Annotated in this window: 23 protein-coding genes; 8 read left to right on the top strand and 15 right to left on the bottom strand. The window is 72.4% G+C overall.

Annotation, left to right across the window (positions count from 1 at the left end; all coding sequences use genetic code 11):
• Positions 1–223: 223 nt before the first annotated feature.
• Entirely contained in the window at positions 224–658 is a 435-nt protein-coding gene (locus AC3EQ1_RS20385) for a type II toxin-antitoxin system Rv0910 family toxin (RefSeq protein ID WP_432095770.1), read from the bottom strand.
• 232 nt (positions 659–890) lie between these two features.
• Here AC3EQ1_RS20385 and AC3EQ1_RS20380 point away from each other — a divergent pair, with 232 nt between their 5' ends.
• From AC3EQ1_RS20380 to AC3EQ1_RS20370, 3 genes are all read left to right on the top strand, one after another.
• Positions 891–1,439 (top strand): Clp protease N-terminal domain-containing protein, encoded by a 549-nt coding sequence (locus AC3EQ1_RS20380; RefSeq protein WP_432095769.1) that lies wholly within the window; start codon positions 891–893, stop codon positions 1,437–1,439.
• Between the two features lie 212 nt (positions 1,440–1,651).
• A complete protein-coding gene (locus AC3EQ1_RS20375) occupies positions 1,652–2,632 on the top strand; it encodes an EamA family transporter (protein WP_432095768.1) in 981 nt (326 codons plus the stop codon).
• A gap of 151 nt (positions 2,633–2,783) precedes the next feature.
• Positions 2,784–3,746: an EamA family transporter gene (locus AC3EQ1_RS20370; RefSeq protein WP_432095767.1), complete on the top strand. Its 963-nt coding sequence runs from the start codon at positions 2,784–2,786 to the stop codon at positions 3,744–3,746.
• 52 nt (positions 3,747–3,798) lie between these two features.
• Here the strand turns inward: AC3EQ1_RS20370 and AC3EQ1_RS20365 are convergent, their stop codons facing one another.
• On the bottom strand, positions 3,799–4,458 hold the full coding sequence (locus AC3EQ1_RS20365; RefSeq protein WP_432095766.1) for a pyridoxamine 5'-phosphate oxidase family protein: 660 nt from the start codon (positions 4,456–4,458) through the stop codon (positions 3,799–3,801).
• 34 nt (positions 4,459–4,492) lie between these two features.
• On the opposite strand from AC3EQ1_RS20365, the gene AC3EQ1_RS20360 reads away from it, so the two are divergent.
• Complete coding sequence (locus AC3EQ1_RS20360; RefSeq protein WP_432095765.1) at positions 4,493–5,824, top strand: aminotransferase class I/II-fold pyridoxal phosphate-dependent enzyme; 1,332 nt, start codon at positions 4,493–4,495, stop codon at positions 5,822–5,824.
• Here AC3EQ1_RS20360 and AC3EQ1_RS20355 read toward each other — a convergent pair.
• Positions 5,815–6,798 carry a DMT family transporter gene (locus AC3EQ1_RS20355; protein WP_432095764.1) on the bottom strand — a complete coding sequence of 328 codons (984 nt, stop codon included), beginning with the start codon at positions 6,796–6,798 and terminating at the stop codon, positions 5,815–5,817. The two genes, AC3EQ1_RS20360 and AC3EQ1_RS20355, sit on opposite strands and share 10 nt — an antisense overlap.
• Before the next feature lie 73 nt (positions 6,799–6,871).
• On the opposite strand from AC3EQ1_RS20355, the gene AC3EQ1_RS20350 reads away from it, so the two are divergent.
• On the top strand, positions 6,872–7,774 hold the full coding sequence (locus AC3EQ1_RS20350; RefSeq protein ID WP_432095763.1) for a LysR family transcriptional regulator: 903 nt from the start codon (positions 6,872–6,874) through the stop codon (positions 7,772–7,774).
• A gap of 126 nt (positions 7,775–7,900) precedes the next feature.
• Here AC3EQ1_RS20350 and AC3EQ1_RS20345 read toward each other — a convergent pair whose 3' ends face one another.
• Positions 7,901–8,362: a pyridoxamine 5'-phosphate oxidase family protein gene (locus AC3EQ1_RS20345; protein WP_432095762.1), complete on the bottom strand. Its 462-nt coding sequence runs from the start codon at positions 8,360–8,362 to the stop codon at positions 7,901–7,903.
• Between the two features lie 191 nt (positions 8,363–8,553).
• Between AC3EQ1_RS20345 and AC3EQ1_RS20340 the strand changes: the two genes are divergently transcribed.
• Positions 8,554–9,189, top strand: coding sequence for an isochorismatase family protein (locus AC3EQ1_RS20340; RefSeq protein ID WP_432095761.1), 636 nt, complete (start codon positions 8,554–8,556; stop codon positions 9,187–9,189).
• 30 nt (positions 9,190–9,219) lie between these two features.
• On the opposite strand, the gene AC3EQ1_RS20335 is transcribed toward AC3EQ1_RS20340, so the two are convergent.
• Together AC3EQ1_RS20335 and AC3EQ1_RS20330 are read right to left on the bottom strand one after the other, a co-directional pair.
• Positions 9,220–9,663, bottom strand: a complete 444-nt coding sequence (locus AC3EQ1_RS20335) for a Rieske (2Fe-2S) protein (protein WP_432095760.1) — start codon at positions 9,661–9,663, stop codon at positions 9,220–9,222.
• Positions 9,664–9,749: 86 nt separating this feature from the next.
• Complete coding sequence (locus tag AC3EQ1_RS20330) at positions 9,750–11,819, bottom strand: S9 family peptidase (protein ID WP_432095759.1); 2,070 nt, start codon at positions 11,817–11,819, stop codon at positions 9,750–9,752.
• Between the two features lie 123 nt (positions 11,820–11,942).
• Here AC3EQ1_RS20330 and AC3EQ1_RS20325 point away from each other — a divergent pair, with 123 nt between their 5' ends.
• Complete coding sequence (locus tag AC3EQ1_RS20325) at positions 11,943–12,422, top strand: nucleoside deaminase (RefSeq protein WP_432095758.1); 480 nt, start codon at positions 11,943–11,945, stop codon at positions 12,420–12,422.
• 83 nt (positions 12,423–12,505) lie between these two features.
• Here the strand turns inward: AC3EQ1_RS20325 and AC3EQ1_RS20320 are convergent, their stop codons facing one another.
• The gene (locus AC3EQ1_RS20320; RefSeq protein WP_432095757.1) at positions 12,506–12,913 is read right to left on the bottom strand and encodes a RidA family protein; all 408 of its coding nucleotides are present in this window, start codon (positions 12,911–12,913) and stop codon (positions 12,506–12,508) included.
• A gap of 220 nt (positions 12,914–13,133) precedes the next feature.
• On the opposite strand from AC3EQ1_RS20320, the gene AC3EQ1_RS20315 reads away from it, so the two are divergent.
• Positions 13,134–14,285: a GDSL-type esterase/lipase family protein gene (locus AC3EQ1_RS20315; RefSeq protein ID WP_432095756.1), complete on the top strand. Its 1,152-nt coding sequence runs from the start codon at positions 13,134–13,136 to the stop codon at positions 14,283–14,285.
• 95 nt (positions 14,286–14,380) lie between these two features.
• Here the strand turns inward: AC3EQ1_RS20315 and AC3EQ1_RS20310 are convergent, their stop codons facing one another.
• From AC3EQ1_RS20310 to AC3EQ1_RS20275, 8 genes are all read right to left on the bottom strand, one after another.
• Complete coding sequence (locus AC3EQ1_RS20310) at positions 14,381–15,523, bottom strand: tetratricopeptide repeat protein (protein ID WP_432095755.1); 1,143 nt, start codon at positions 15,521–15,523, stop codon at positions 14,381–14,383.
• Complete coding sequence (locus AC3EQ1_RS20305; RefSeq protein ID WP_432095754.1) at positions 15,520–16,800, bottom strand: ATP-binding protein; 1,281 nt, start codon at positions 16,798–16,800, stop codon at positions 15,520–15,522. Before AC3EQ1_RS20305 ends, AC3EQ1_RS20310 begins: the two co-directional genes overlap by 4 nt.
• Positions 16,801–17,001: 201 nt before the next feature.
• Positions 17,002–17,850, bottom strand: coding sequence for a hypothetical protein (locus AC3EQ1_RS20300; RefSeq protein ID WP_432095753.1), 849 nt, complete (start codon positions 17,848–17,850; stop codon positions 17,002–17,004).
• Complete coding sequence (locus AC3EQ1_RS20295; protein ID WP_432095752.1) at positions 17,837–18,184, bottom strand: hypothetical protein; 348 nt, start codon at positions 18,182–18,184, stop codon at positions 17,837–17,839. Before AC3EQ1_RS20295 ends, AC3EQ1_RS20300 begins: the two co-directional genes overlap by 14 nt.
• The gene (locus tag AC3EQ1_RS20290; protein WP_432095751.1) at positions 18,184–18,864 is read right to left on the bottom strand and encodes a hypothetical protein; all 681 of its coding nucleotides are present in this window, start codon (positions 18,862–18,864) and stop codon (positions 18,184–18,186) included. The genes AC3EQ1_RS20295 and AC3EQ1_RS20290 overlap by 1 nt, the downstream gene beginning before the upstream one ends.
• Before the next feature lie 74 nt (positions 18,865–18,938).
• Positions 18,939–19,700, bottom strand: a complete 762-nt coding sequence (locus tag AC3EQ1_RS20285; protein WP_432095750.1) for a class I SAM-dependent methyltransferase — start codon at positions 19,698–19,700, stop codon at positions 18,939–18,941.
• Positions 19,690–20,916 carry a cytochrome P450 gene (locus AC3EQ1_RS20280; RefSeq protein WP_432095749.1) on the bottom strand — a complete coding sequence of 409 codons (1,227 nt, stop codon included), beginning with the start codon at positions 20,914–20,916 and terminating at the stop codon, positions 19,690–19,692. Before AC3EQ1_RS20280 ends, AC3EQ1_RS20285 begins: the two co-directional genes overlap by 11 nt.
• Before the next feature lie 32 nt (positions 20,917–20,948).
• The gene (locus tag AC3EQ1_RS20275; protein ID WP_432095748.1) at positions 20,949–22,235 is read right to left on the bottom strand and encodes an MFS transporter; all 1,287 of its coding nucleotides are present in this window, start codon (positions 22,233–22,235) and stop codon (positions 20,949–20,951) included.
• Positions 22,236–22,261 lie beyond the last annotated feature (26 nt).

Raw genomic sequence — 22,261 nt, 5'->3', positions numbered from 1 at the left:
CGGGAACGCCGGCGCGGGCGGCCGTGGCCGCCGGTCCGGATCGCCCGGCTCGGGTCGCAGTCCGAATCGGGTCGCGCGGACGCGTGCGGACTCAGGCGTTCTGCATGACCGGAGCGGCGCCGGGCAGTCGGGTCGCACGCGACGTGGGCGGCCTCCGGTTGCCTGCCCCCGTTGGGCAGCGGCCGGAGGCCGTCGGTGAGCCCGGACGGCCGGGAAGGGGGTCTCAGGGGGAGGTGGCCAGTCCGCCGAGCCTGCGCAGCGACTCGGTGAGGGCCGCGGTCGCCGACTCCCGGAGCCGGCCCGCCATCAGGGACACCGCCGCCCCGGTGAACGTCCCTTCGATGCGCATACGGGTCCCGGTCCCGTCCGGGGTGAGCAGGTAGCGCATGGCGAGGTCGACGCCCATCGGCCCCTTGCCCGTGGTGTGCAGCAGCCGGGGGGCCTCGCAGGCCGCCACGGTCCAGGTCACATCGGCGGGGAACCCCATGAGCTTCATCTGTTCCGCGTAGCCGGTGCCCGGTTCCAGCGTCGTCGGGGGACCTGCCGGGAACGCGGTGTGCGTCGCGTTCCAGCGGCCGTACGCGGCGAAGTCCGTCAGCCGGGCCCAGACCTCTTCCGCCGTTGCCTCGACATGTGATTCCGCACTGACCTCGGCCATCGGTCCACCCTCCGTCGTCGGCGCCGTGCCGGGCGCTCGCGGACGGTAGCTCCCCGCCCTGGAACAAGCAAGACTGACGACCCGTCATGTATGGGCGGCGGCTGGTGGGGGCGTGCGCGCCGGCCGTGCGCTCTCCTCCGCAAGGATGAGAAGGCGCTCAACCGTGCGCAACCATGGTGGGAGCGGCAAATGGTGCCTGCCGGGGATGCCTGGTCAACGGTGCACTGATGGGATGGGAGATGTGCAAAACGGTAGACCTCACTCCGGTTCCCTCGGCCGCCTCGGGCCGGACTCCGACGTCCGGCTCAGTGTGGTGCTGGAATCGGTGGCCGGCGGTGCCCGGCGGCGCGCCGTGCGGGACGGCGACAGCCAGGTCGACACCGCCCATCTGCTGCACACGCTCCTGGAGTCGGATCCCGATGTCCTGGCCGCGTTCGACGGCGGCCCGTCCCAGGTGGCCCGGCTGCTCGGCTACCTCGTGCAGCGCAGCATCGGCTACGGCCTCCGGTGGCACGGCTCCGTGGAGGACTCCGGCGCCGTCCCCGCCGTGCGGGACGCCTTCACCCTCGGCTGGTCCCCGGCCGCGGCCCGGGCGATGGACGCGGCCCGCGGCTGTGCCCGCGCCCGGGGCGGCGACTGCGCCGAGGGGGCCGATCTGCTCGCCGCGCTGGCCGCCGACCGGGAGTCCCGGGCCGTCGAGGTGCTGCGCTGGGCGGGCGTAGATCCGGAACGTCTCTCGGCCCGCCTCGGCGGCTGCCCCGGTGGGGACCTTGCGGGATGAGCGCGATGAGCGCGCGATGAGGTGGCGTGGTCCGGTGCCATGCAGCGCAAGGCGCCGGAAGGATTTTCCAGCGGATCAGCCAGGGCTGTTCGGCGGCACGTCCGGCGAGGTGCGGTGCCGGACCACGCGGCCCGGGCGGGCACAGCGCAAGGACTCTCACGTCAGGGGTCACCCGGGATGACGCTCCTGTCGTCACCTGACATCATGGCCCGATGCACGCGTCTCAGGGGAGGAGCGTCGGCCTGGGACTCGCCCTGGCGTCGGCGCTGTCGTTCGGTGGATCCGGTGTCGCGGCCAAGCCGCTGATCGAAGCGGGGCTCGACCCGCTGCACGTGGTCTGGCTGCGGGCCGCCGGAGCCGCCCTCGTGCTGCTCCCCGTGGCCTGGCGGCACCGGGGGCTGCTGCGCAGCCGGCCCGCGCTGCTCCTCGGCTTCGGCCTGTTCGCAGTGGCCGGAGTGCAGGCCTGCTACTTCGCCGCGATCTCCCGCATCCCGGTCGGCGTGGCGCTGCTCGTCGAATACCTCGGCCCGGCGCTGCTGCTGGGGTGGGTGCGGTTCGTTCAGCGACGGCCGGTGACCCGCGCCGCGGCCGTCGGCGTCGTCCTCGCGGTCACGGGTCTCGCCTGTGTAGTCGAGGTCTGGGCGGGGCTGGGCTTCGACGCCCTGGGGCTGCTCCTCGCCCTGGGCGCGGCCTGCTGCCAGGTCGCCTACTTCGTGCTCTCCGACCACGGGAGCAAGGGCGAGGACGCCGCGGATCCCCTGGGCGTGATCGCCTACGGGCTGCTGATCGGTGCCGCCCTCCTCACACCGGTGGCCCGCCCGTGGCAGCTGGACTGGACGGTCCTCGCCGGCGAGGCGCGGATGGACGGCGTCCCGGTCTCCGCCATGCTGCTGCTCGCCTGGGTGGTGCTGATCGCCACCGTGGCGGCGTACCTCACCGGTGTACTGGCGGTGCGCCGGCTGTCGCCCCAGGTCGCGGGGGTGGTGGCATGTCTGGAGGCGGTGGTGGCCACCGTGCTCGCCTGGGTGCTGCTCGGTGAGCACCTGTCCGCGCCCCAGATCGTCGGCGGAGCGCTGGTGCTGGCCGGGGCCTTCATCGCGCAGACCTCGACGCCGAAGGCGCCCTCCGCGGGCCCGGTGGCGGGAAGCGTGCCGGGGAATACGGAATTGCCCGTCTCTTCGCCGGCGGCATAGGGTCCCGATCATGCATCCGACCGCTCGCACTCTCCGGCCGCCCGCCCCGTAGCGCGGGCGCCCGACACCACCGAAGACGAACCCGGGGCGTTCCCGGGCCGGTCGCCGCTGCCCGCAGAAGCAGCCCACGACCCTCCTTCCGCGGAGAACGATGCACGCGTCGCATTCTGCTGTCGGCCTGCCCGTCGGGCGGGGCCTGTTCTGTCTGTTGGTCGCCGGTGCCGCCTGGGGCACCGCGGGTGCGACGGCCGCCCTGCTCCACCGGACCGGTGGCTTCGGTCCGGTCACCGTCTCGTTCTGGCGCTACGCCGGCGGCCTCGCCCTCCTGCTCGGTGTCGGCCTGCTGCGCGGATCCGGCCCGCGGCGGACGGCCGACGCCACTTCCGGTCCGTCCCGCCGCCGGGTCCTGACGGTCCTCGGCACCGGTCTTGGCATGACGGTCTACCAGACGTCCTACTTCGCCGCCGTGCAGGAGACCGGCCTCGCCGTGGGCACGGTCGTCACCATGGGGGCCGGCCCCGTGCTCATCGCGCTCGGAGCGCGGCTGCTTCTGGGGGAGCGGCTGGGCGGCGGCGGCACGGTGGCCGTCGCCGGCGCGCTCGGCGGGCTCGCCGTGCTCTGCCTCGACTCCGGCGGGACCGTACGGCCCGCCGGAGTCGCCCTGGCGCTGCTCTCCGCCGCCGCGTACGCCGGGCTCGCCCTGTTCACCCGGTGGCGCGGCCGGGCCGGTACGGGGGCGGACCCGCTGGCCATCACGGCCTGGTCCTGCGCCGTGGGCATGGCCGCGCTGCTGCCGTTCGGTGCGGCCGAGGGGCTGGTGCCGCACAGCGCCGACCTGCCGGCGGTGGCCGGGCTCCTGCTCTACCTCGCCGCGGTACCGACAGCCCTCGCCTATGCCCTGTACTTCGCCGGTGCGGCCGTCGTCCGGGCCGCCACCGCGTCCGTGATCATGCTGATCGAGCCGGTGGCCGCAGCGGTCATCGCGGTCGTCGTGCTGGGGGAGCGGCTGACGGCCGCGACCGTGTACGGCACGGCGCTGCTGCTGGCGGCGGTCGCCGGACTCGCCGTGGCGGAGGCCCGGCTCGCGGCGGCCCGCCGGAGCGCGCGGGCCTGATGCGGCGGGCCGGGTGCGGTCGCCCGCCGGGCCGCCGTTCCTCGCCCGGCGCTCAGCGGCTGAGGTATCCGGGGAGCGGTGCGGCGGGGTCCTGGTCGTCGGCCGGGACCGGCGTGCCGTACCGCACCGAGACCGGCAGCACGCCGCTCCAGTGCGGCAGGTCGGCGTCCGCCGGATCGTCGTTGGGGCCGCCGGTGCGCACCTTTGCCGAGACCTCGTCCAGGTCGAGGCGGAGCACCGCGGTGGCGGCCAGCTCCTTCTCGTTCGCCCGGCGGGAGTCCTCGGCCCGGCCCGGGAGCACTTGCTCGACCAGCGCGTCCAGGGCCTCCGCGCGCTCCGCGGCCCCGGTCACCGGGTACGCGGTGCCGTGCACCACGACGGAGCGGTAGTTGAGGGAGTGGTGGAACGCGGAGCGCGCGAGGACCAGACCGTCGACATGGGTGACGGTCAGGCACACCGGCAGCCCCGCGTCGGCCGCGCCCGCCATGCGCAGCGGCCGGGACCCGGTGGACCCGTGGACGTACAGCCGGCGGCCGACCCGCCCGTAGAGCGTGGGGAGCACCACCGGTGCGCCGTCCCGGACGAAGCCGAGGTGGCATACGTAGCCCTCGTCGAGGATGGCGTGCACCAGGTCGTGGTCGTACGCCGCCCGCTCGCGGGCCCGGGTCGGGACGGTGCGGTCGGTCGGTATGTACGCGGCGGCGTCCGGCATGACATCTCCATTGCACTAGTGCATAATGTGCTTTGTGCTAGGAGAGTATCGGATCGAGGGTCGGCGCGCAGTCGACATCGCGGCGAGTGTGGAACGGGCCGTCGGCGCCGGGCACCTGAGTCCGGGCCAGTCGCTGCCGCCGCTGCGGGAGCTGGCCGGGGAGCTGGGCGTCAACCCCAACACCGTGGCCGCCGCCTACCGGACCCTGCGGGACCGGGGGGTCATCGAGACCGCGGGCCGCCGGGGCAGCCGGGTCCGGGCCCGGCCCGCCACCACGCCGCGGGAGTCGGTGCGGGTGGAGGCGCCCCCGGGCGTCCGCGACGCGGGGTCCGGCAACCCCGACCCGCGGCTGCTGCCGCCGCTCGCCGACGCGCTGGCCGCCGCCGCGGCCCGCAGCGCCCGGCAGCCGGCGCTCTACGGTGACGCCTCGGTCGGCCCGGAGCTGGAGCGGCTGGCGCGGGCCTCGTTCGCCGCGGACGGGGTGCCCGACGGTCCGGTCGCCGTGACCTCCGGCTCGCTGGACGCCATCGAGCGGGTGCTCGCGGTCCACCTCCGGCCGGGGGACGCGGTCGCCGTCGAGGACCCCGGATGGGGGAGTCTGCTGGACCTGATTCCCGCGCTCGGGCTGCGCGCCGTCCCGGTCGCCGTGGACGACGAGGGCCCGCTGCCCGGAGACGTCGCCCGCGCCCTGACGGCCGGGGCGCGTGCGCTCGTCGTCACCGACCGGGCGCAGAACCCCACCGGCGCGGCGGTCGGCGCGCGGCGCGCCGCGGAGCTGCGGGGCGTGCTGGCGGACCGGCCGGACGTCCTGCTCATCGAGGACGACCACGGCCACGGCATCGTCGACCTGCCGCTGCACCCCCTGGCGGGGACGTCGGCTCACTGGGTGCTGGTCCGTTCCACCGCCAAGGCGTACGGGCCCGATCTGCGGCTGGCGGTGCTGACCGGTGACGCCGTGACGATCGACCGGGTGCTCGGCCGTCAGCTTCTCGGGCCGGGCTGGGTCAGTCATCTGCTCCAGGAGGCCGTGGCGCATCTGTGGCGGACGGCCGCGGTGGACCACCGGGCCGTGGCCGCGGCCTACGGCACGCGGCGGGATGCCCTGGTGGCCGCGCTGCGGCGGCGCGGCCTCGCGGCGCACGGCCGCAGCGGTATGAACGTGTGGGTGCCGGTGCCGGACGAAACGGGCGCGGTGGCACGGCTGTTGCAGGCCGGCTGGGCGGTGGCCCCGGGGGCCCGCTTCCGGGTGGCCTCGCCGCCCGCGGTGCGCGTCACCGTCTCGCCGCTGTCCGCCGACGACATCGAGCCGGTGGCGGACGCACTGCTGTCCGCCACCGGCACGGCCTCCGTGGGGCGCTACGACTGACGCGCCGCCCGCGGGCGGTGCTGCGTCAGCGCGGCTCCGGCCAGCACGATCAGGGCGCCCACCGGGGTGTTCCAGCTCAGGTGCTCACCGAGGACCAGGACGCCCGCCGCGGTGGCGATGACCGGGATGAAATAGGTGACCGTGGTGGCCGTCGTCGGGCCCACCTCGGCGACCAGCCCGTACTGGAGCAGGAACGCCAGCCCCGTGCCCAGGGCGCCCAGCGCCACCACCGCCAGCAGCGGCACCACCGGGAAGACGGTGGGCAGGGTGGTGAACAGCGGGGTCACCACGGCCAGTTGCGCGGTGCCGAGCAGCAGCTGGGCGCCCGACATCGACAGGTGCGAGCCCCCGGAGGCGGCGAGCGTGCGGCGGACGTACACCCAGCCGACCGCGTAGCTGAGCGAGGCGGTCAGGGCCATCGCGGTCCCCGCGGGGTCCTGGCCGGAGAAGCCCTGCCAGGCGCCGAGCACGGTCAGCACGCCGGCGAACCCCAGCCCCAGCCCGGCGACCCGGCGCCGCGTCGGCCGGTCCTCGGACAGGGCGACCACCGAGAGCGCCATGCCCCACAGAGGGGTGGTGGCGTTGCAGATGCCCGCGAGTGTGGAGGGGATGGTCAGCTCGGCGTAGGCGAACAGCGTGAACGGGAGCGCGTTGAGAAAGAACGCGGAGACGGCCAGATGGCCCCAGGTGCGGCTGCCGCGCGGCAGCCGCTGCCGCTTCACGGCGAGCACGGTCAGCAGCACCGCCGTGCCGAACACCATCCTCCCGAGGGTGACCTGGAGCGGCGCGTAGGCCTCGGTGCCGACCTTGATCAGCAGGAAGCTGAAGCCCCAGATCAGGGACAGCAGGGTGAACCGGATCCGCCAGTCCACGGCGGAGCGGCGGGGTCCGGGCTCCGTCGGGGCGGAGGGGGCGGCAGGGGGCGGGGTCGTGGTCGAACGGGACGAGGGCCGGGAGGCGGCGACTGCGCTCATGGCCTCCACGATGCTGCGTTGAACTTCGTAGGACAAGCGAGAATTCGTAGCGCCATAGATTAGTATCGCTTACATGAATCTCGACCGCCTCCGGACCCTCGACGCCGTCGCCCGCCATGGCTCGGTGAGCGCGGCCGCCGACGGGCTCCACGTCACCACCTCGGCCGTCTCCCAGCAGCTCGCGAAGCTCGAGCGGGAGGCCGGGCAGCAGCTGCTCGCGAAGAACGGGCGCGGCATCCGCCTCACCGACGCCGGCCGGCTGCTCGCCGAGCACGCGGCGCGGATCCTCTCCCAGGTCGAGCTGGCCCAGTCCGACCTGGAGGCGCACCGGGGCCAGGCGGTGGGCGAGCTGTTCCTGGGCGCCTTCCCGACGTCCGCCCGCGGCCTCTTCCCGCAGGCGCTGGCGGCGCTGCGCGCCGAACACCCGCAACTGCGCGTCCGGCTCCAGGAGATGGAGCCCGATGTGTCGGTGACCCGGCTGGCGCGGGGCGAGATCGACCTCGCCGTCGTCCTCGACTGGCACAACAAGCCCATCTCGCTGCCCGAGGGGCTCGCCAAGGCCCCGCTGCTGGACGACCCCGCCGATGTGGCGATGCCCGCCTTTCACCCTCTCGCCGACCGCACGGCGGTCGACCTCGAGGAGTTCGCCGACGACGAGTGGATCTCCTGGCCCGAGGGCGAATTCTGCCACGACTGGCTGATGTTCACCCTCCGCGGCAAGGGCGTCGAACCCCGCATCTCCCATCTGGCCGAGGAGCACCACACCCAGCTCGCCCTGGTCGCCGCCGGGCTCGGGGTCGCCATCGCGCCGCGCCTGGGCCGCGGCCCGGTACCGGCCGGGGTCCGCGTGGTGCCCGTCCGGCACACCATGCGGCGCCACATCTACGCGGTGTGGCGGGACGACGCCGACCGCCGGCCGTCCATCCGGGCCGCGGTGGACGCCCTCCGCAGGGCCGCCCGGAACGTCGAGAGCTGACCGCCCGGCGGTTCCTCCCGGAGACATCCCCGGTTCCTCCCGGAGGCCTCCCGTTCCTCCCGGAGGCGCTCCTGCGGACCGTTTCCCGCGGCGGGCGGTCCTCCGGGGCGTCCGCCGCGCTGCCCGTCAGGCCATCTTGCGGAAGTCCCAGGACACGACGGTGTCCGGGACGAGCCGCAGCCAGGCGTGGCGCCCGTCGTGCGGCATCCGGTCCAGGCCGAAGTACTTGGCGGCGAACAGCCGCTCGGGAGCGTCGAGTTCGGGGCACGGCTCCCCGGTGCGCGGCGCCTCGCCGACGAACATCCCCGTGCCGGACAGCTCCACGCCCCGCAGCTCGCCGTACGCGTCGCCGTCGTCGACCACCACCGCCAGCCGCGGATCGTGGCACAGCTGTGCCCAGCGGCGGCTGCGGGTGAGGGAGTAGAGCCAGAGCGCGGTCCCGTCCCAGCCGAACCAGAGGGCGCCGGCATGGGGGTTTCCGTCCCGGCCGACCGTCGCCACCCGGCAGGTGCGCCGGCCGGTGAGATACGCGTCGAGCTCCTGCGGCTCCATCATGATCCGGCGGCCCCGGCGCTGTGTGGCGGACAATCCTCCACCTCCCATGGCTGACGATGTGTCAGAAAGAGCATGGGTCGCTCTTCCCCGGGGGCGCAAGGGTGGCTAGGGTCCGGCCACGGACTTCCCCGGTGGACCGGAAGCCGCCCCGGCACCTCCGCTCGGCCGGGCCGCGCCCTGCGGGCGGCCGCGGTCCGGAGGCCGGGGCCGGCGAAGGAGGCGTCATGGTGACGCGGGAACAGCTCACCGAACAGCTCGACCCGGCGACCACCGCGCTGCTCACGGTGGAGTGCCAGGAAGGAGTCGTCGGCGAGGGCAGCGCGCTGCCCGAACTGGCCCGGGAGGCCCGCGCGTCGGGCGCCCTCGACCGGGCCGCCGCACTGGTCGCCGCGGCCCATGACGCGGGGGTGCAGGTGCTGCACGCCGTCGCCGAGCGGCGCCCGGACGGGCGCGGCGCCAACCGCAACGCACGCCTCTTCCGGGCCGCCGGGCGGCTGCCCGTCCAGCAGCTCGCCGGTTCGGCGGCCGTGCGGATCGCCGCCCCGATCCCGGTCCACGAGGAGGACCTCGTCGTCCGCCGGCTGCACGGCCTCTCACCGCTCGCCGGTACCGAGGTGGACGCCCTGCTGCGCAACCTCGGCAGCCGCACCCTGGTGGTCACCGGGGTGTCGGCGAACGTCGCCGTCCCCAACACCGTGTTCGACGCGGTCAACCTCGGCTACACCGCGGTCGTGCCCGCGGACGCCATCGCGGGCGTGCCCGCCGAGTACACGCCCGCCCTGGTCCGCAACACCCTGGCCCTCGTGGCCACCGTCACCACCGCCGACGAGATCGCCGCCTGCTGGAGGCGGTCGCGCTGACGGGGGACGGCGAGTGCGGTCCGGCCGCGGTCAGGCCAGCTTGATCGAGTCGCCCTCGACCTTGATCTCCTTCTTCGGCAGCGGCTTCGTGGCCGGGCCCTCCTTCACACTGCCGTCCTCGACGTCGAACCGGCTGTGGTGCAGCGGGCAGCCGACCGTGCCGCCGGAGACCTCGTTCAGCAGACTGCCCTGGTGGGTGCAGACCGCCGAGAACGCCCTGAAGTCGCCCTTGGCGGGCTGGGTCACCACGACCTTCTGGGCCGCGAAGACCTTGCCACCGCCCACCGGGACGTCGGCGGTCGAGCCCAGCGTGGCACCCCCGCCCCCGCCCCCGGACTCGGTGGCCGCGCCCTGCCCCCCGGTGTCGTCCTCCGCGCCGCACGCGGTGAGCGCGGCGGCGAAACAGACGGCGCCGGCCGCGGCGACGACATGGCGGCGGCTCGCGGTACGGCCCGTCCCCTCGGTTCCGGTCATGGTGGTCCCCTTCGCTGTGGCCTTCTCGGTGCCCCGGTCCTCCCGGCGACCGGTGGTGATCTGTACGGAGCGCCCGGCGCGGACGTTCAGATCCCCAGCGCCCGACGGAGAAAGCCGAGCTGGAACCGGAGCAGATCCCCGGCGACGTCCTGCCGCACCGCTCGGTGCGCCACCCCGGACAGCGGCAGCACACTGTGCGGGCGGCCGGCGGCGAGCAGTGCCGCCGACAACCGAAGAGTATGCGCCACCGCGACATTGTCGTCGGCCAGGCCGTGCATCAGCAGCAGCGGACGCCGCAGCCCGGGCGCGTCGGCCAGCAGCGAGGACCGGTCGTAGTTCTCCGGCTCCCGGTCCGGATGCCCGAGGAAGCGCTCCTTCCAGTGCGTGTCGTAGAGCCGCTGGTCGGCGGGGGCGGCGCCCGCGGCGGCCGCGTGGAAGACGTCCGGGCGCCGCAGCACCGCCCCGGCCGCCAGATACCCGCCGAAGGACCAGCCGCGGATCGCCACCCGGCCGGTGTCCAGATCGGGGAACTGCTCCCCGGCCGCCCGCAGGGCGTCGACCTGGTCCTCCAGCGCGGGCCCGAGCGCGTCGCCCCGCACCTCCTTCTCCCAGGCGGGGCCGCGGCCGGGGGTGCCGCGGCCGTCGGCCACCAGCACCGCGAAGCCCTGTTCCGCGAACCACTGCGACACGGACGCGAACCAGGTGCGGGCCCGCACCGCGACCCGCAGGGCCGGGCCGCCGTACGGGTCCAGCAGCACCGGCAGCTTCCCGCTGCCCGGCTCGTACCAGGACGGCAGGTACAGCGCGGTGCGCAGCCGGCGTCGGCCCAGGCTCAGCAGCCGCGGCCGGACGGCCACCGCCGGTTCCTCGGCGAGACAGGCGATGGGGGCCGGTGGACGGCCCTCGCGCAGCACGGTGGCGTACGGGCCCTCGGGGGTGGTGCCGGTGAGGAGCACCGTGCCCCCGCCGGCCGCGGCCGAGTGCAGCCCCGGCCCCGTACTCAGCCGGACGCAGCCGCCGTCCGGTTCGTACGCCCAGACGTGCTCCTCGGACGGGTCCTCGTTCGCCAGGAAGAGCACCCGTTCGCCGGTCACCGCGAGCACCGCGCGCACCTGGAGCCCGGGCGGCGTGCGGCCCTCCGCGCCGATCCGCAGCCCCCGCGTGCCGTCCGCTTCGTACGGGCGCACCAGAGCCCCCGCGTCCGTCCGGGCCGGGGTGCCCGGCACCAGCTGGACCCACGCCGGATCGCGCCGCTCGTGCAGGACCTCCGTGTCACCGGAGCCGGGGTCGGCGGCCAGCACCCGCACCGTCCGCTGGTCCCGGCTCTGCACGGTGATCAGCGGGCCATGGTGGTCCCACCGGGCGTCCGCGACGTACTCGAACCGCTCCCGGTCCGTGTCCACGGCGGTGCGGCTGCCGTCCAGCCGGAGGATGTGCAGCGAGACATCCGCGTTGGCGGTTCCCGCCGCCGGGTAGGGAACCGACCGCGGCGGGCGCTCCGGGTGGGCCGGGTCGGCGATGTACCACCGCTGCACCGGTGCGGTGTCGACCCGGGCGACGAGCAGCGCGCTGCCGTCCGGCGCCCACCAGTGGCCGCGCAGCCGGCCCATCGACTCGGCCGACACATGGTCCGAGAGCCCGTAGCCGGCCTCCGGCCCCTCCGGCTCCGCCAGTGACCGGTCCTCTCCGGACGCCAGGTCCACCACGTGCAGGGCGCGGCCGGTGACATACGCGATGTGCCGTCCGTCGGGGGAGGGGCGCGGGTCGACCACCGGCCCGGCCGCCGGGACCCGGAAGGGCTGTCCGTCCGCGGTGCGTACCGCCCACAGGGATCCGTCCAGCGCGAAGACCGCCAACTCGGCCCGCCGGTCGGTGGCGTACGCCGTCACCCCGTCCGAGGCCTCCCCGGCCCGCTCCCGCCGGACGAGCTCCTCCTCCGGGGTTTCCGTGCCGCCGTCCAGCGCGAGCGGATCGGCGAGCAGCCCTTCGCTCCCGTCCTCCTCCTGCACCCGGAGCCGGCCGACCGGGTCGCGACCGCCCGACGTCCGGAGGAACAGCACCCGTCGCCCGTCCGGGGAGACGGTGAACTCCCGCGGCACACCGAGGGAGAAGCGGCGGGTGCGGGCCAACTGGCCGGGAAAGTCGTCGAGATCCATTTCGACACTGTGACAGGGTGGCGGAGCGGGGCACGGACCGGCCCATATGCGGCCGCACCGGCCCGAGGGGAGCCGAACGGATCGGACGTCCGGCAATCACCACACGTCAGGAGCTGGGGGATCATGGTGAAAGACTCCGAACGGGTGCACCTGCGCCGGTGCGTGGAACTCGCGACCGAGGCGCTGGAGGCGGGGGACGAACCGTTCGGCTCCGTGCTCGTCGCCGCGGACGGCACCGCCCTCGCGGAGGGACACAACCAGGTGGCCTCGGGTGACCGTACGCGTCACCCCGAGTTCGAGCTGGCCCGCTGGGCGGCCGCGCACCTTTCTCCCGAGGAGCGGGCGGCGGCGACCGTCTTCACCTCCGGCGAGCACTGCCCGATGTGTGCCGCCGCGCACGGCTGGGTCGGGCTGGGGCGCATCGTGTATGTGAGCTCCTCCGAACAACTGGCGTCCTGGCTTGCCGAGTTGAGGGTTCCCGCACCTCCCGTACGGACCCTCCCGATCCGGGAGGTCGTTCCCGGCGCCGTGGTGGAGGGCCCGGTACCGGGCCTCGCGGATCAGGTGCGCGACCTGCACCGCCGCTTTCACCGCCCGGCCTGACCGCGGGGAGCTCCGTCGCGCGCCCTGTCCTTCCCGCGGTCGGCGGACCGGGCCGACCCCTGCCCGATCCGGACGAGGGGCTTTCAGGACGAGGGGCTCTCAGGGAGAATCGCGTCGCACTCCACCTCGACCAGCCAGGCGGGGTCGATGAAGCGGGACACCTCAACGAACGTGCAGGCCGGCTGGACGGACGCGAATCGCTCACCGTGCGCTCGCGCGGCCTGCTTCCAGCGCGTCACGTCGGTGAGCATCATGCGCGTTCGTATGACGTCGTCCAACGACGCCCCCGCCGCGTTGAGCGCCTGCTCGGCGATGTCCAGACACCGCACTGTCTGGGCGTAGACGTCGTCGGGCCCGGCCGTGGAGCCGTCGTCCGCGATCGGGGCTGTGCCGGCGACGGCCACATGGTTGCCCTGGCGCACTGCTCGCGAAAAGCCGATCTGCGGTTCCAGAGGTGAGCCCGAACTGACGAGCTGTCGATTGCGATCCATGGCGCCATGCTGTCAGACGATCTTCGATGAACAGCGATCGCCCGGTGCCGCGGGCAGATCCGGTATCCCCGAAGCCGAACCATTGTCATCGCAGGTTGGCGATCATTAGGTTCGTGCCAGTGAAGTCCGAGTGGTGGGGAGTGCGGGGGCGGCAGGGGAGCGGATGCCTGCGGTTGCCCCCACATCCGTTCCTCGGAGCGTACGACTCGGGACAGGAGTGATGACGATGGCGATGCGGGCGGTTCCGCTGGTGGGCGGTCCGGTGGAGTTACGAGGTGCGCTGGATCTGGAGGTCACGCCGGCCGGGGTGATGCCGCGCCGGCTTCCGGCGTGGACCAGGCAGCAGTACCAGAACCCGTCGGTCTACGGGGTGACGCTGATGCCGTCCGGCGTACGGCTGGTGTTCCGCACCGACGCGCGAGAGCTGGAATGCGAGGTGCTCACCTCCACCGGGCATCTCGACACCGACCCCGAACCGCGCCCGACCGGGATGCTGGAACTGCTGGTGGACGGTGTCCCCGTGGGACGGCAACAAGCCCCCGTCGGGAACGTGCTGCGGATGGCACGCCCCGGCGCCGAACAGCGACTGATCCCCGGCAAGCCGGGCACCGTCCGGTTCACCGGGCTCCCCGGCGGCATGAAGACCGTGGAGCTGTGGCTGCCCCAGCAGACCCCCACGGAACTGGTGGCACTGCGCGCCGACGGTGACGTACTGGCGCCGCTGCCGGACGGACGGCGGCGCTGGGTGCACCACGGCAGCTCCCTCAGCCACTGCATCGAGGCCGACGGGCCGACCGGTACGTGGCCGGTGGTGGCCGCCGCGCTCGGGGGAGTGGAGGTCATCAACCTCAGCCAGGCGGGCAACGCGGTCCTGGACCCCTATGTCGCCCGGACGATCCGCGACCTGCCCGCCGATCTGATCAGCCTCAAGACCGGCATCAACATCGTGAGCCTGGCTGCCTTCCGGCGGCGGACCTTCGGCCCGGCGGTCCACGGCTTCCTCGACACGATCCGGGACGGACACCCCGACACCCCGCTGCTGATGGTGTCCCCGGTGAGCTGCCCGGCACTCGAAGAGACTCCCGGCCCGACCACGATGGGCACGGACGGCAAGGTCAGAGCTCTGGGCACACCGGCCGATGTGGCCGATGGCGCCCTGTCGCTGACGGTGATCCGCGCCGAGCTGGCCCGCATCGTCGCGGACCGGCAGACCCACGATCCGCACCTCCACTACCTCGACGGGCGCGACCTGCTCGGTCCGGACGAGGTCGACGACCTGCCCGACGGCCTCCACCCCACCGCCGCCGCATACCGCCGGATGGGCCGGCGCTTCGCGGACCACGCCTTCGCGGACGGCGGTCCTTTCCGCTGAAGGAGCCGGGCGTCTCACGACGGTTCCCTCATCGGACCCCGCACCGTGAGACGCCCGCGCTCAGCGCACCGAAGACCGAAGTGCCCCGCTGCCGCTCAGCGTCCGCGGCCCGCCCGGAACGCCTGCCGTACCCGGGGGCGGTCGACCCACATCGTCAGCAGCGTGGTCACCAGGGCGATCCAGAAGACCGTCCGCGGGATCTCCCGGCCGGTCCACGGAACCATCACCGTGACCAGCGCGCACGCCGTCACCGTCACGGCCTGGCCGAAGGCCAGCCGCGCCCAGCCGTCGCGGCGCAGGAGCGACCGCACATTCAGCCGGACCCCCTTGCGCCGCTTGCGGTATCGCAGCAGTGCCCCCAAGGCCCATACCGCGGCGAGCAACAGCACGTCCCACAGCCGCTGTCCGAGGGGCAGTGGCAGCGGTCGCGGGGCCTCGTCCGGCCACAGGTCGAGGCCGACCGCGGTGACGAGCAGGCACAGCAGGGCGAGCCAGCGGGTGCCGCGGAGCAGCCGGTAGGTGGCGGCATCCAGGTCCGCCGCCATCGCCGCCGAGTCCGGGGTGACACCGAGGGCGTCGGCGAGCGCGTCCGCGGCCTCGGACGCCCGTACCCCAGGGGCCTTCGCGGCTTCCCGGGTGTGGCTGCTCAGCGCCTCGCTGTGCGTGGGGTCGATGCGCAGGATGGCGCGGTTCATCTCCTGGAGCGCCGCGTCGTCCCCGGACAGCTCGGCGATGAACCGGCGGACCTCGTACGGACGCACCTCTTCGGGCGCGAGCCGTATCGCCTCCTCCACCAGTTCGACGGCCTCGTCGGCCACGGCGGCGACGTCCTCATGGGTGAGGTCGCTCTGCCCGTTGGTCCGCACCCGGCGGATGATGGCCTGCCGCAGAACGAAGTCGGCGAGCATCGACCAGCAGCCCCAGAACTGCGGTCGCACCCGCACCGCCTCGCGCAGCGTCTCCACCGCCTTGTCGATGCCCTCGCCGCCGGCGATCAGCAACTGCGCGTGCAGCAGCAGCGCGTTGACGTTCTCGGGGTCCCGGCGCAGGGCCTCCCCGGTCGCCGCGAGGCCTTCCTGGGGACGGTCCGACCTATGGCAGCAGCGGGCGAGTTCGGTCCATGCCGTCACGTCGTCGGGTGCCTCGGCGACGCGGCGTGCGAGGAGTTCGCGTGCCTCCTCGTACCGCTGGAACGACGCGAGCGCTTCGGCGCGCTCGACCGCCTGGTCCGTACTCACAGCTTGCGTTTCCTCTTCAGATGGGCGACGAGGTCGTCGTACTGGCCGCCGTCGTTCGCGTACATCGCCACGTTGCGGGCGGAGGCGAACCACGGCTCGGTGGACGGCACGATCTGCCGGGCCGCACCGAGCAGGTCGGGCATCCCGATCATGCGCACGGTTCCGGTACGAGCCGAGTCGAGGAGCGCCGTCTCGGCGGCGCTCTCGCAGACATGGGCGAGGTCGGCGCCGGAGAAGCCGTCGGTCAGCTTCACCAGCTTGCCCAACTCGACCTTCTCGATCGGGCGGTCACGCAGGTGATAGCGGAGGATGGCCTCCCGGGCCGCGGCGTCGGGCGGCAGCACGAGCAGGGTGCGGTCGAAGCGGCCCGGGCGGCGCAGGGCGAGGTCGACGTCCCAGGGCACATTGGTGGCGGCGAGCACGAACACACCCTCGTTGGCGGCGGCGTCGACGCCGTCCAGCTCGGTGAGGAGCTGGTTCACGGTGTTGCGCATACCGCTGGACTGTGTGCGGGAGCGCTTGCCGCCGAGCGCGTCCAGCTCGTCGAGGAACACGACGCACGGGGCCTGCCGCCGGGCCTCCTCGAAGACCTCGTGCATGTTGCGCTCGGAGTTGCCGATCCACATGTCGAGCACGTCGTTGACGGACACGGAGAGGAATCCCGCCCCGAGTTCACCGGCGACCGCCCGCGCCACGAACGTCTTGCCGCAGCCCGGGGGACCGTAGAGGAGGAGTCCGCCGCGCAGACTCTTTCCGTAGAGCCTGCGCAGTTCCGGGTTGCGCAGTGGGGCGAGGAACGCGGCTTCGAGACGGTCCTTGACCTCCCGCATCCCACCGACGTCCGCGAGGCGTACGGCGCCGGGCACCTCCACGTCCCAGGCAGCGGCGTCACCGGGGTCGCCCCTGCCGTCCTCCGCCAGCGGTGCCTCCACGTGTGGTGTCTCCACGTGTGGTGTCTCCACACGTGCTGTCTCCACACGTGCTGTCTCCACGAAGCGCGGCGGCACGGCGTCACCGATCTCGTCCTCGGCGGCCTTCCAGTCGAAACCCTGTCGTGGCGACGGAGCTGCCGGAACTCCCATCGCCCGTGACATCAACCGGCGCGCCTGCGCGTCGCCCGGCGCGTGCTGGAGCGCGACGGCGACCTCGGCGACGGCGGTGTCAGCGGCCCCCGCGTCCAGGAGCAGTTCGGCGAGGTGCAGTCGCAGCGGCACGTCCTGGGGCGCGGCGGCGACGGCGGTCCTCAGACTCTGGATCAAGGGGGAATCGGCCGACATGGCGCCCACTCTACGAAGCGGGCGCCGGGGCCCGGCACATGGGCCCCGCCTGACAGGACAGCCTTCCTGTGGGTGCCGACGGCTCCTGCCGCGTGCTGCCGTACACGAGACCGGCCCCGACGCACCGAGCGGCGGGGTGCTGCCGGGGCGTACCGGTGCGCTCAGCACGTCCGCTGTACCCGTCGTGAAGAAGCCGCCGCGTCAACCGGTGAAGAGGATATAGGTCGCCACTGTCGCCACGGAGAAACCGGCGAGTTGAACGGGAAGCAGGGCCCAGAAGCACAGATGCATGGTCATGCCGAGGGCAAGGGCGTAGGGACGCGTTGCCGGGATGAGGAGTCCGGCCGGCAGAAGCGCCTCTGTGGCAATGACGAGGCCGGCCATCGGACGGCCGATGCGGAGGGCGCACGGTGAGGAACTTCCCAGCGTTCGCACGATCGGGGCAGGGTAGAAATACTCCCGGCGTGGCAGCAAGGGACGGATCACGGCGCCTGCCTCGAGCCACTGCGCAACGCGCAGTCCGGAACGAAAGTGCGGCGAACGGGCCTTGAGCCAGGCGCTGTTGAGGTACATGTGCGAGGTGATGAGAACGATCAGAACCTGCGCGAAGGTGTTCGAGGCCGTGTGGGCATGCGAGAGCGCCACACCGGTGCCCGGTGCGCCGGCGAACACCAGACAGGCAGTGCACAGCATCAGGTAGACGGTGTTGAACCGGAACAGGTAGGACAGCTCGAAGGCGAGCCCGAGCGATACCACTGCGGCGGCCGTATGCGGAAGGAAGCCGGCCGTCAGGGCGAGCGCCCCCGCGAGACGCGCCACGGTCACGGGGCGGTGCAGAGCAGAGATGAGATTCTCGGCATCGGCACCCCGGTGCTGACGCAGTTCGAAGCGGGAGTAGGTGCCGGACGCGAGGAAGCTCCACATGCCCTGCAACAGGGCGCCGGCGAATTTCGCGATGCAGGCGATGCCGAGGAGTATGCGAAAGAGTTGGAGATGGGATTCGTCGGTGGTCTTTTGAAAGAGGGAAGTGAGCGACTCATACAACCACATGACCGTTCACCACCTTCAGCGGCACATTTCCCTCCGCGAACATCATGCGTCCCTCTCCGTCCACGCTGTCGTACGTGGTCATGAGGTAGTCGCAGACGGACTGGAGGTCGGTGGTGGTCAGGCCGAGGGTGTCTCCCGTCGGAAAGAGGTCGAAGATGTTGATGGGTTCCCTCTCTCCGTCCCGCGTGCCGTGCAATTCGATGACGATGGAGCATCCATTGCTGAACATGGGCCAGCTGAAGATCTTCCCGGGGTGTCGGAAGTATCCGGCCGTGATCATGCGTGCGACGAGGGCCACCACGACGAGGAGTTCGGACCACCCCCTCCAGTCCATCAGCGGACCGTCCGCTCGTGGGGCACGTGGGGATGTTCGGCGGCGCCGTGGGCGGAGTGGGCCCAGTCGGTCAGGGTGACCTCATCGAGCCGGACGACGGCCTGTGTGGCGAGGACGGAGCCGATGCGGGGGTCGTCGTAAGGGATGTGGCGGGCCGCACCGCCGCGTGGACGGACACCTCGCCAGGTGCGGGTGAACCGGATGCCACGGACGCCGTACGGGGTGACCTTGCCGACGGAGAGGACCGCGAAGCCCTTGCGCAGGACGGGGCATCGTTCCACCGCCAGTTCAAGGCACGGTGTGCAGACGGGCGGATAGCTGGTGGTGGTCCAGGACCGGCTGTAGCGGACGACGTCCGCGGATTCGGCCAGTTCCACCAGCCACGTCCACCGGCCGGACGGTGTGCGTTGTGCGGTGTTTCCGCAGACCTGGCATTCGAGAGCCGCCATGGCCGTGCGCTGGCGGCCCGAGTGGACGCGGCCGAAGGCGGGGCGCCCTGCACCCGGGGCGTCGGTGTGCCGGGCCCAGAGGACGCCGTACTCATCACGGTCGCCGGGCTCTTCGTCGCTGAGGCGCAGGACGCCCCGGCTCCACCGCATCTCCAGGCGCGGTGCTGCTTCGCCGTCCCACGCCGTCATGAAGGGGACGGAGAGAACGGACCGAGGGTCCTGCTGGGTCATGGTCCTCCTTGGTACGAGCAGCGGATCGGGACAGCAGGCAGGCCGGCCCGGAGGGGCGGGCGCACGGGGCGCGGCTAGAGGAGAGTGAGCTCCGCGGAGTAGCCGCCGTCGCCCTCTTGGACACGGGTCAGCTGCCAGCCCGTGCCGGCGATCAGGCCTTCGATCTCGTCGGGGGCGAGCGACAGGTAGTCGAACCAGGGGGAGGCCGTCCTCTGGTAGCGCAGCCGGATGCGATCCTGTCCGGGCATGCGGCCTGAGGCGACGTTCAGACGCGCGTACTCGTGGTGCACGGGATTGGCCGTGTCGAGCGGGTCGCTGCTGACGCCGAGCAGCCGGGCGCCGGGATTGGCGACTCGCCGCAGACGCCTCAGCAGTTCCCGCCCGCGCTCGCGTGACCCGAGGATGCCCAGGTTGGCACCGCCCATGAGGAAGGTGTCGAACGGCTGGTCCGGGCAGTCGTCGATGTAGTCGAAGACGTCCGCACACCGCGCACGGGCGCCGCGCCGTCGCGCGATGTCCGCGACGGTCGGGGAGACGTCGATGCCGGTGACGTCCGAACCCCGTCGTGCCAGTTCCAGGACGTGACGCCCCGCTCCGCAGCCGATGTCCAGGACACGGCCCTTCGCCCAGTCGGCGAGGAGACGCTCGGGCAGCTCCCAGTCATCGTACGAGGCGAAGTAGCGGCTGGGGTCGGACCAGCCGATGAAGCCGTCCTCGCGTTCGACGATCTCCGCGGCGGTGCCGCGGGCGCCGTGTGCACGCCAGCAGCGCAACAGGATGGCCCCGAAGGCGTCGTCACTCGTGGGTGCGGAAACTTCGAATCTCTCATCGGTCATGGCGGGCCCTGCCTTGGCTGAGAGGGAGGAGTCGGACGTCGAGGCGGACCAGTTCGCGGTGTCGGTACGTGCCCTGCCAGACGGGCCCCCTGTCGTTCACGAGGTGGATGTCGGCGAACCGGCGGACGAGTTCATCGAGCGTGACAGCGATCTGCGTGCGAGCCAGAGCGGCACCGAGGCAGAAGTGCGCGCCCTTGCCGAAAGACAGGTGATCGGGGGCATTCCGACGCGGCGCCACCCACGCGGGGTCCGGGTAGCGCCGTTCGTCGTGGTTGGCGGCGCCGAAGGCGAACATCACCCTTTCCCCGGTCCGGATGACATGGTCGCCGACCTGCACGGGCCGTGCGGCGACGCGGACGGAGGAGAGCGGTTCGGGAAGGCTCACGCGGATCAGGTCTTCCAGCAGAACGTGACGTTCGGCAGGGTCCGTCGTGGCGTAGCGGGAGAACTCGCCGGGATGCCGCACGAACCGGTGCACCGCGTTGGCGATCGTCCGGCCGGTGTTCTCGAAGCTCGCGATCACGAGCATGCCGCACAAGGAGACGATGTCGTTCTCGGTGACGTCGTCCGGGCATTCAGCCGAACTGATGGCGGACAGCACATCGTCCTGGGGAAGCTCGCGACGCTTCCGGACGAGATCGCGCAGGTAGGGCTCGAGGGCTTCGAGTGCTGTCTCGACGTGCATGGTCCCCTGCCGCGGGGACAGCAGGGCGCGGACCCATCCTTCGACCGCGGGCCAGTCGGCTTCCGGCAAGCCCAGGACGGTGCAGGTCGAAGCGAGCGTGGCCGGACGGATGAACGCGGTGATGAGCTCAATGGGCTCGGCTACGGGCAGGCGTTCGGCGTGCGTTGCGATGATGCGGGTGATGAGGTCGCGATGCCGGCTGACGGCGCGTGCCGACAGCGCCCCCGCCGCCAGTCTGCGGACCGCCGTGTGCTCGGCTCCGTCCAGATCGAGGAGATTGCGGTCCAGCGCGTTGCGCGTGCCCGACGCCCCGGCCCCGTAGGCCCCGGTCATGATCAGACGCTCATCGCCCAGAAGCGCGCGGACATCCTCATCGCGGCTGATGAGCCAGACCTGCCTGCCGCTGCTCGTGCGCACGGGGCACACGGGGTGGTGGGTCCGCAGCGGGGCGAAGAGCGACTCCGGGTCGTCGATGAACTGCTGCGAGTGCAGGATCCTGTTGGCCTCGCGCGGGGCGTCGTCGATGGGCATACCGGCCTTTCCGTTCGGGGGTGGACAGGCCTTCAAGCCGAGACCCCTTCCCAGCTGTCGGTGGGCTGAACAGGCGTCTTCCAGGGCAGGCCGAACATGAGGATCAGCGGGGGCAGGAGCAGACCTGCGACGGCCAGCAGCATGGTCTGGTACACGCCGATCGCGGAGCCGACGAGCCCGCCTGCGAAGGCCCCGACCGGCCGCCCGCCCCAGGACAGCCACCGGCTGGTCATCATGACGCGGCCGAGCATGCCCGAAGGGCACGACAGCTGACGGTAGGAGCGTGCGGCCGTCGTGTAGAGGAAGACGAAGAACATGACCACCATGAAGGAGGCCAGTACCGCGATCTGACCCGCCGGTCCCGGGTTCACGAGCAGTGTGACGGCTTCGCAGGGGGCTGTGGCGAACGCGCTGACCAGGAGTACGCGGCTCATGCCGAAGCGGCGCGTGGCACGCTGCGCCACCAGGGAACCGAGGATGCCGCCCGCCGCGCTGATTCCGAGGACGAGTCCGGCGGCTTGGGGTGTCCAGTGCAGGTGCCGGACCACGTACAGGAGCCAAAGGGTGTTCCATGCGGCAAGGAAGAACGAGTCGACTCCGTTGGCCAAGGCGATGGAGCGGAACTCCGCATGTGTGAAGACGTACTTCAGCCCTTCCTTCTGAGTGGTGAGGAAGCCTGCCTTGCTGCTTCCCTGCCGGGTCTTCTGCCGCACCTGCGTCTCCGGCCGCTTGACCGTGATGCGCAGCAGCAGGAGGAAGCTGAAGGCGTACGAGACGGCGTCGCCCACCATGGCCGTGGAGGCGTCGGAGACCGCGATGAAAAGACCTGCCAGTGACGGTCCCACGAGCAGGGCTGTGCTGTATGAGGCGTTCAGCTTTCCGAGGGCCTCTTCGAGCCGCGGCCCCTTGCCGAAGAGCTGGGGCGGGAAGCTGGAGTAGGCGGCGTCGAAGAACAGGGTGATCGACGCCTCCAGCAGGGCCACCAGGAAAAGGTGCGCCAGGGTGAGGACGTGCGCCGCCGAGGCCAGCGGGATCGAGACGACCAGCAGGCAGCGTACGGCGTCGGCGCACACCATCATCCTGCGCTTGTCCCCGCGGTCGGCCACGGCGCCGGCCCAGAGACTCATCAGCAGTTGAGGAAGGGTCGAGGCGGCACCCAATAAGCCAAGTGTGAAAGGTGAGGCGTGCAGAGTGTCGAGTGCTATCAGGGGGAGGGCCAGCGCAGTGACCGCAGTTCCGGTGTCACTGATGAACTGGGCGGCGATCAGCCGGCTGAAGTTCCTGTCGCGAAAGATCGACGCGGATTTCCCCGAAGGCACGAGAGATGTTTCCTTGTGTGAGTTCT

It is taken from the genome of Streptomyces sp. bgisy100 (genome assembly GCF_057709105.1).
This window is presented reverse-complemented; position numbering and strand designations above follow the sequence as displayed.

What these genes read in the sequence shown, in the direction of transcription:
- AC3EQ1_RS20320 (WP_432095757.1), bottom strand. Translation starts at nt 12,913, where the DNA reads ATGGATCGCAATCGACAGCTCGTCAGTTCGGGCTCACCTCTGGAACCG.
- AC3EQ1_RS20380 (WP_432095769.1), top strand. Translation starts at nt 891, where the DNA reads ATGGGAGATGTGCAAAACGGTAGACCTCACTCCGGTTCCCTCGGCCGC.
- AC3EQ1_RS20325 (WP_432095758.1), top strand. Translation starts at nt 11,943, where the DNA reads ATGGTGAAAGACTCCGAACGGGTGCACCTGCGCCGGTGCGTGGAACTC.
- AC3EQ1_RS20305 (WP_432095754.1), bottom strand. Translation starts at nt 16,800, where the DNA reads ATGTCGGCCGATTCCCCCTTGATCCAGAGTCTGAGGACCGCCGTCGCC.
- AC3EQ1_RS20280 (WP_432095749.1), bottom strand. Translation starts at nt 20,916, where the DNA reads ATGCCCATCGACGACGCCCCGCGCGAGGCCAACAGGATCCTGCACTCG.
- AC3EQ1_RS20330 (WP_432095759.1), bottom strand. Translation starts at nt 11,819, where the DNA reads ATGGATCTCGACGACTTTCCCGGCCAGTTGGCCCGCACCCGCCGCTTC.
- AC3EQ1_RS20295 (WP_432095752.1), bottom strand. Translation starts at nt 18,184, where the DNA reads ATGGACTGGAGGGGGTGGTCCGAACTCCTCGTCGTGGTGGCCCTCGTC.
- AC3EQ1_RS20385 (WP_432095770.1), bottom strand. Translation starts at nt 658, where the DNA reads ATGGCCGAGGTCAGTGCGGAATCACATGTCGAGGCAACGGCGGAAGAG.
- AC3EQ1_RS20365 (WP_432095766.1), bottom strand. Translation starts at nt 4,458, where the DNA reads ATGCCGGACGCCGCCGCGTACATACCGACCGACCGCACCGTCCCGACC.
- AC3EQ1_RS20370 (WP_432095767.1), top strand. Translation starts at nt 2,784, where the DNA reads ATGCACGCGTCGCATTCTGCTGTCGGCCTGCCCGTCGGGCGGGGCCTG.
- AC3EQ1_RS20355 (WP_432095764.1), bottom strand. Translation starts at nt 6,798, where the DNA reads ATGAGCGCAGTCGCCGCCTCCCGGCCCTCGTCCCGTTCGACCACGACC.
- AC3EQ1_RS20340 (WP_432095761.1), top strand. Translation starts at nt 8,554, where the DNA reads ATGGTGACGCGGGAACAGCTCACCGAACAGCTCGACCCGGCGACCACC.
- AC3EQ1_RS20300 (WP_432095753.1), bottom strand. Translation starts at nt 17,850, where the DNA reads ATGTGGTTGTATGAGTCGCTCACTTCCCTCTTTCAAAAGACCACCGAC.
- AC3EQ1_RS20335 (WP_432095760.1), bottom strand. Translation starts at nt 9,663, where the DNA reads ATGACCGGAACCGAGGGGACGGGCCGTACCGCGAGCCGCCGCCATGTC.
- AC3EQ1_RS20315 (WP_432095756.1), top strand. Translation starts at nt 13,134, where the DNA reads ATGACGATGGCGATGCGGGCGGTTCCGCTGGTGGGCGGTCCGGTGGAG.
- AC3EQ1_RS20285 (WP_432095750.1), bottom strand. Translation starts at nt 19,700, where the DNA reads ATGACCGATGAGAGATTCGAAGTTTCCGCACCCACGAGTGACGACGCC.
- AC3EQ1_RS20375 (WP_432095768.1), top strand. Translation starts at nt 1,652, where the DNA reads ATGCACGCGTCTCAGGGGAGGAGCGTCGGCCTGGGACTCGCCCTGGCG.
- AC3EQ1_RS20290 (WP_432095751.1), bottom strand. Translation starts at nt 18,864, where the DNA reads ATGACCCAGCAGGACCCTCGGTCCGTTCTCTCCGTCCCCTTCATGACG.
- AC3EQ1_RS20350 (WP_432095763.1), top strand. Translation starts at nt 6,872, where the DNA reads ATGAATCTCGACCGCCTCCGGACCCTCGACGCCGTCGCCCGCCATGGC.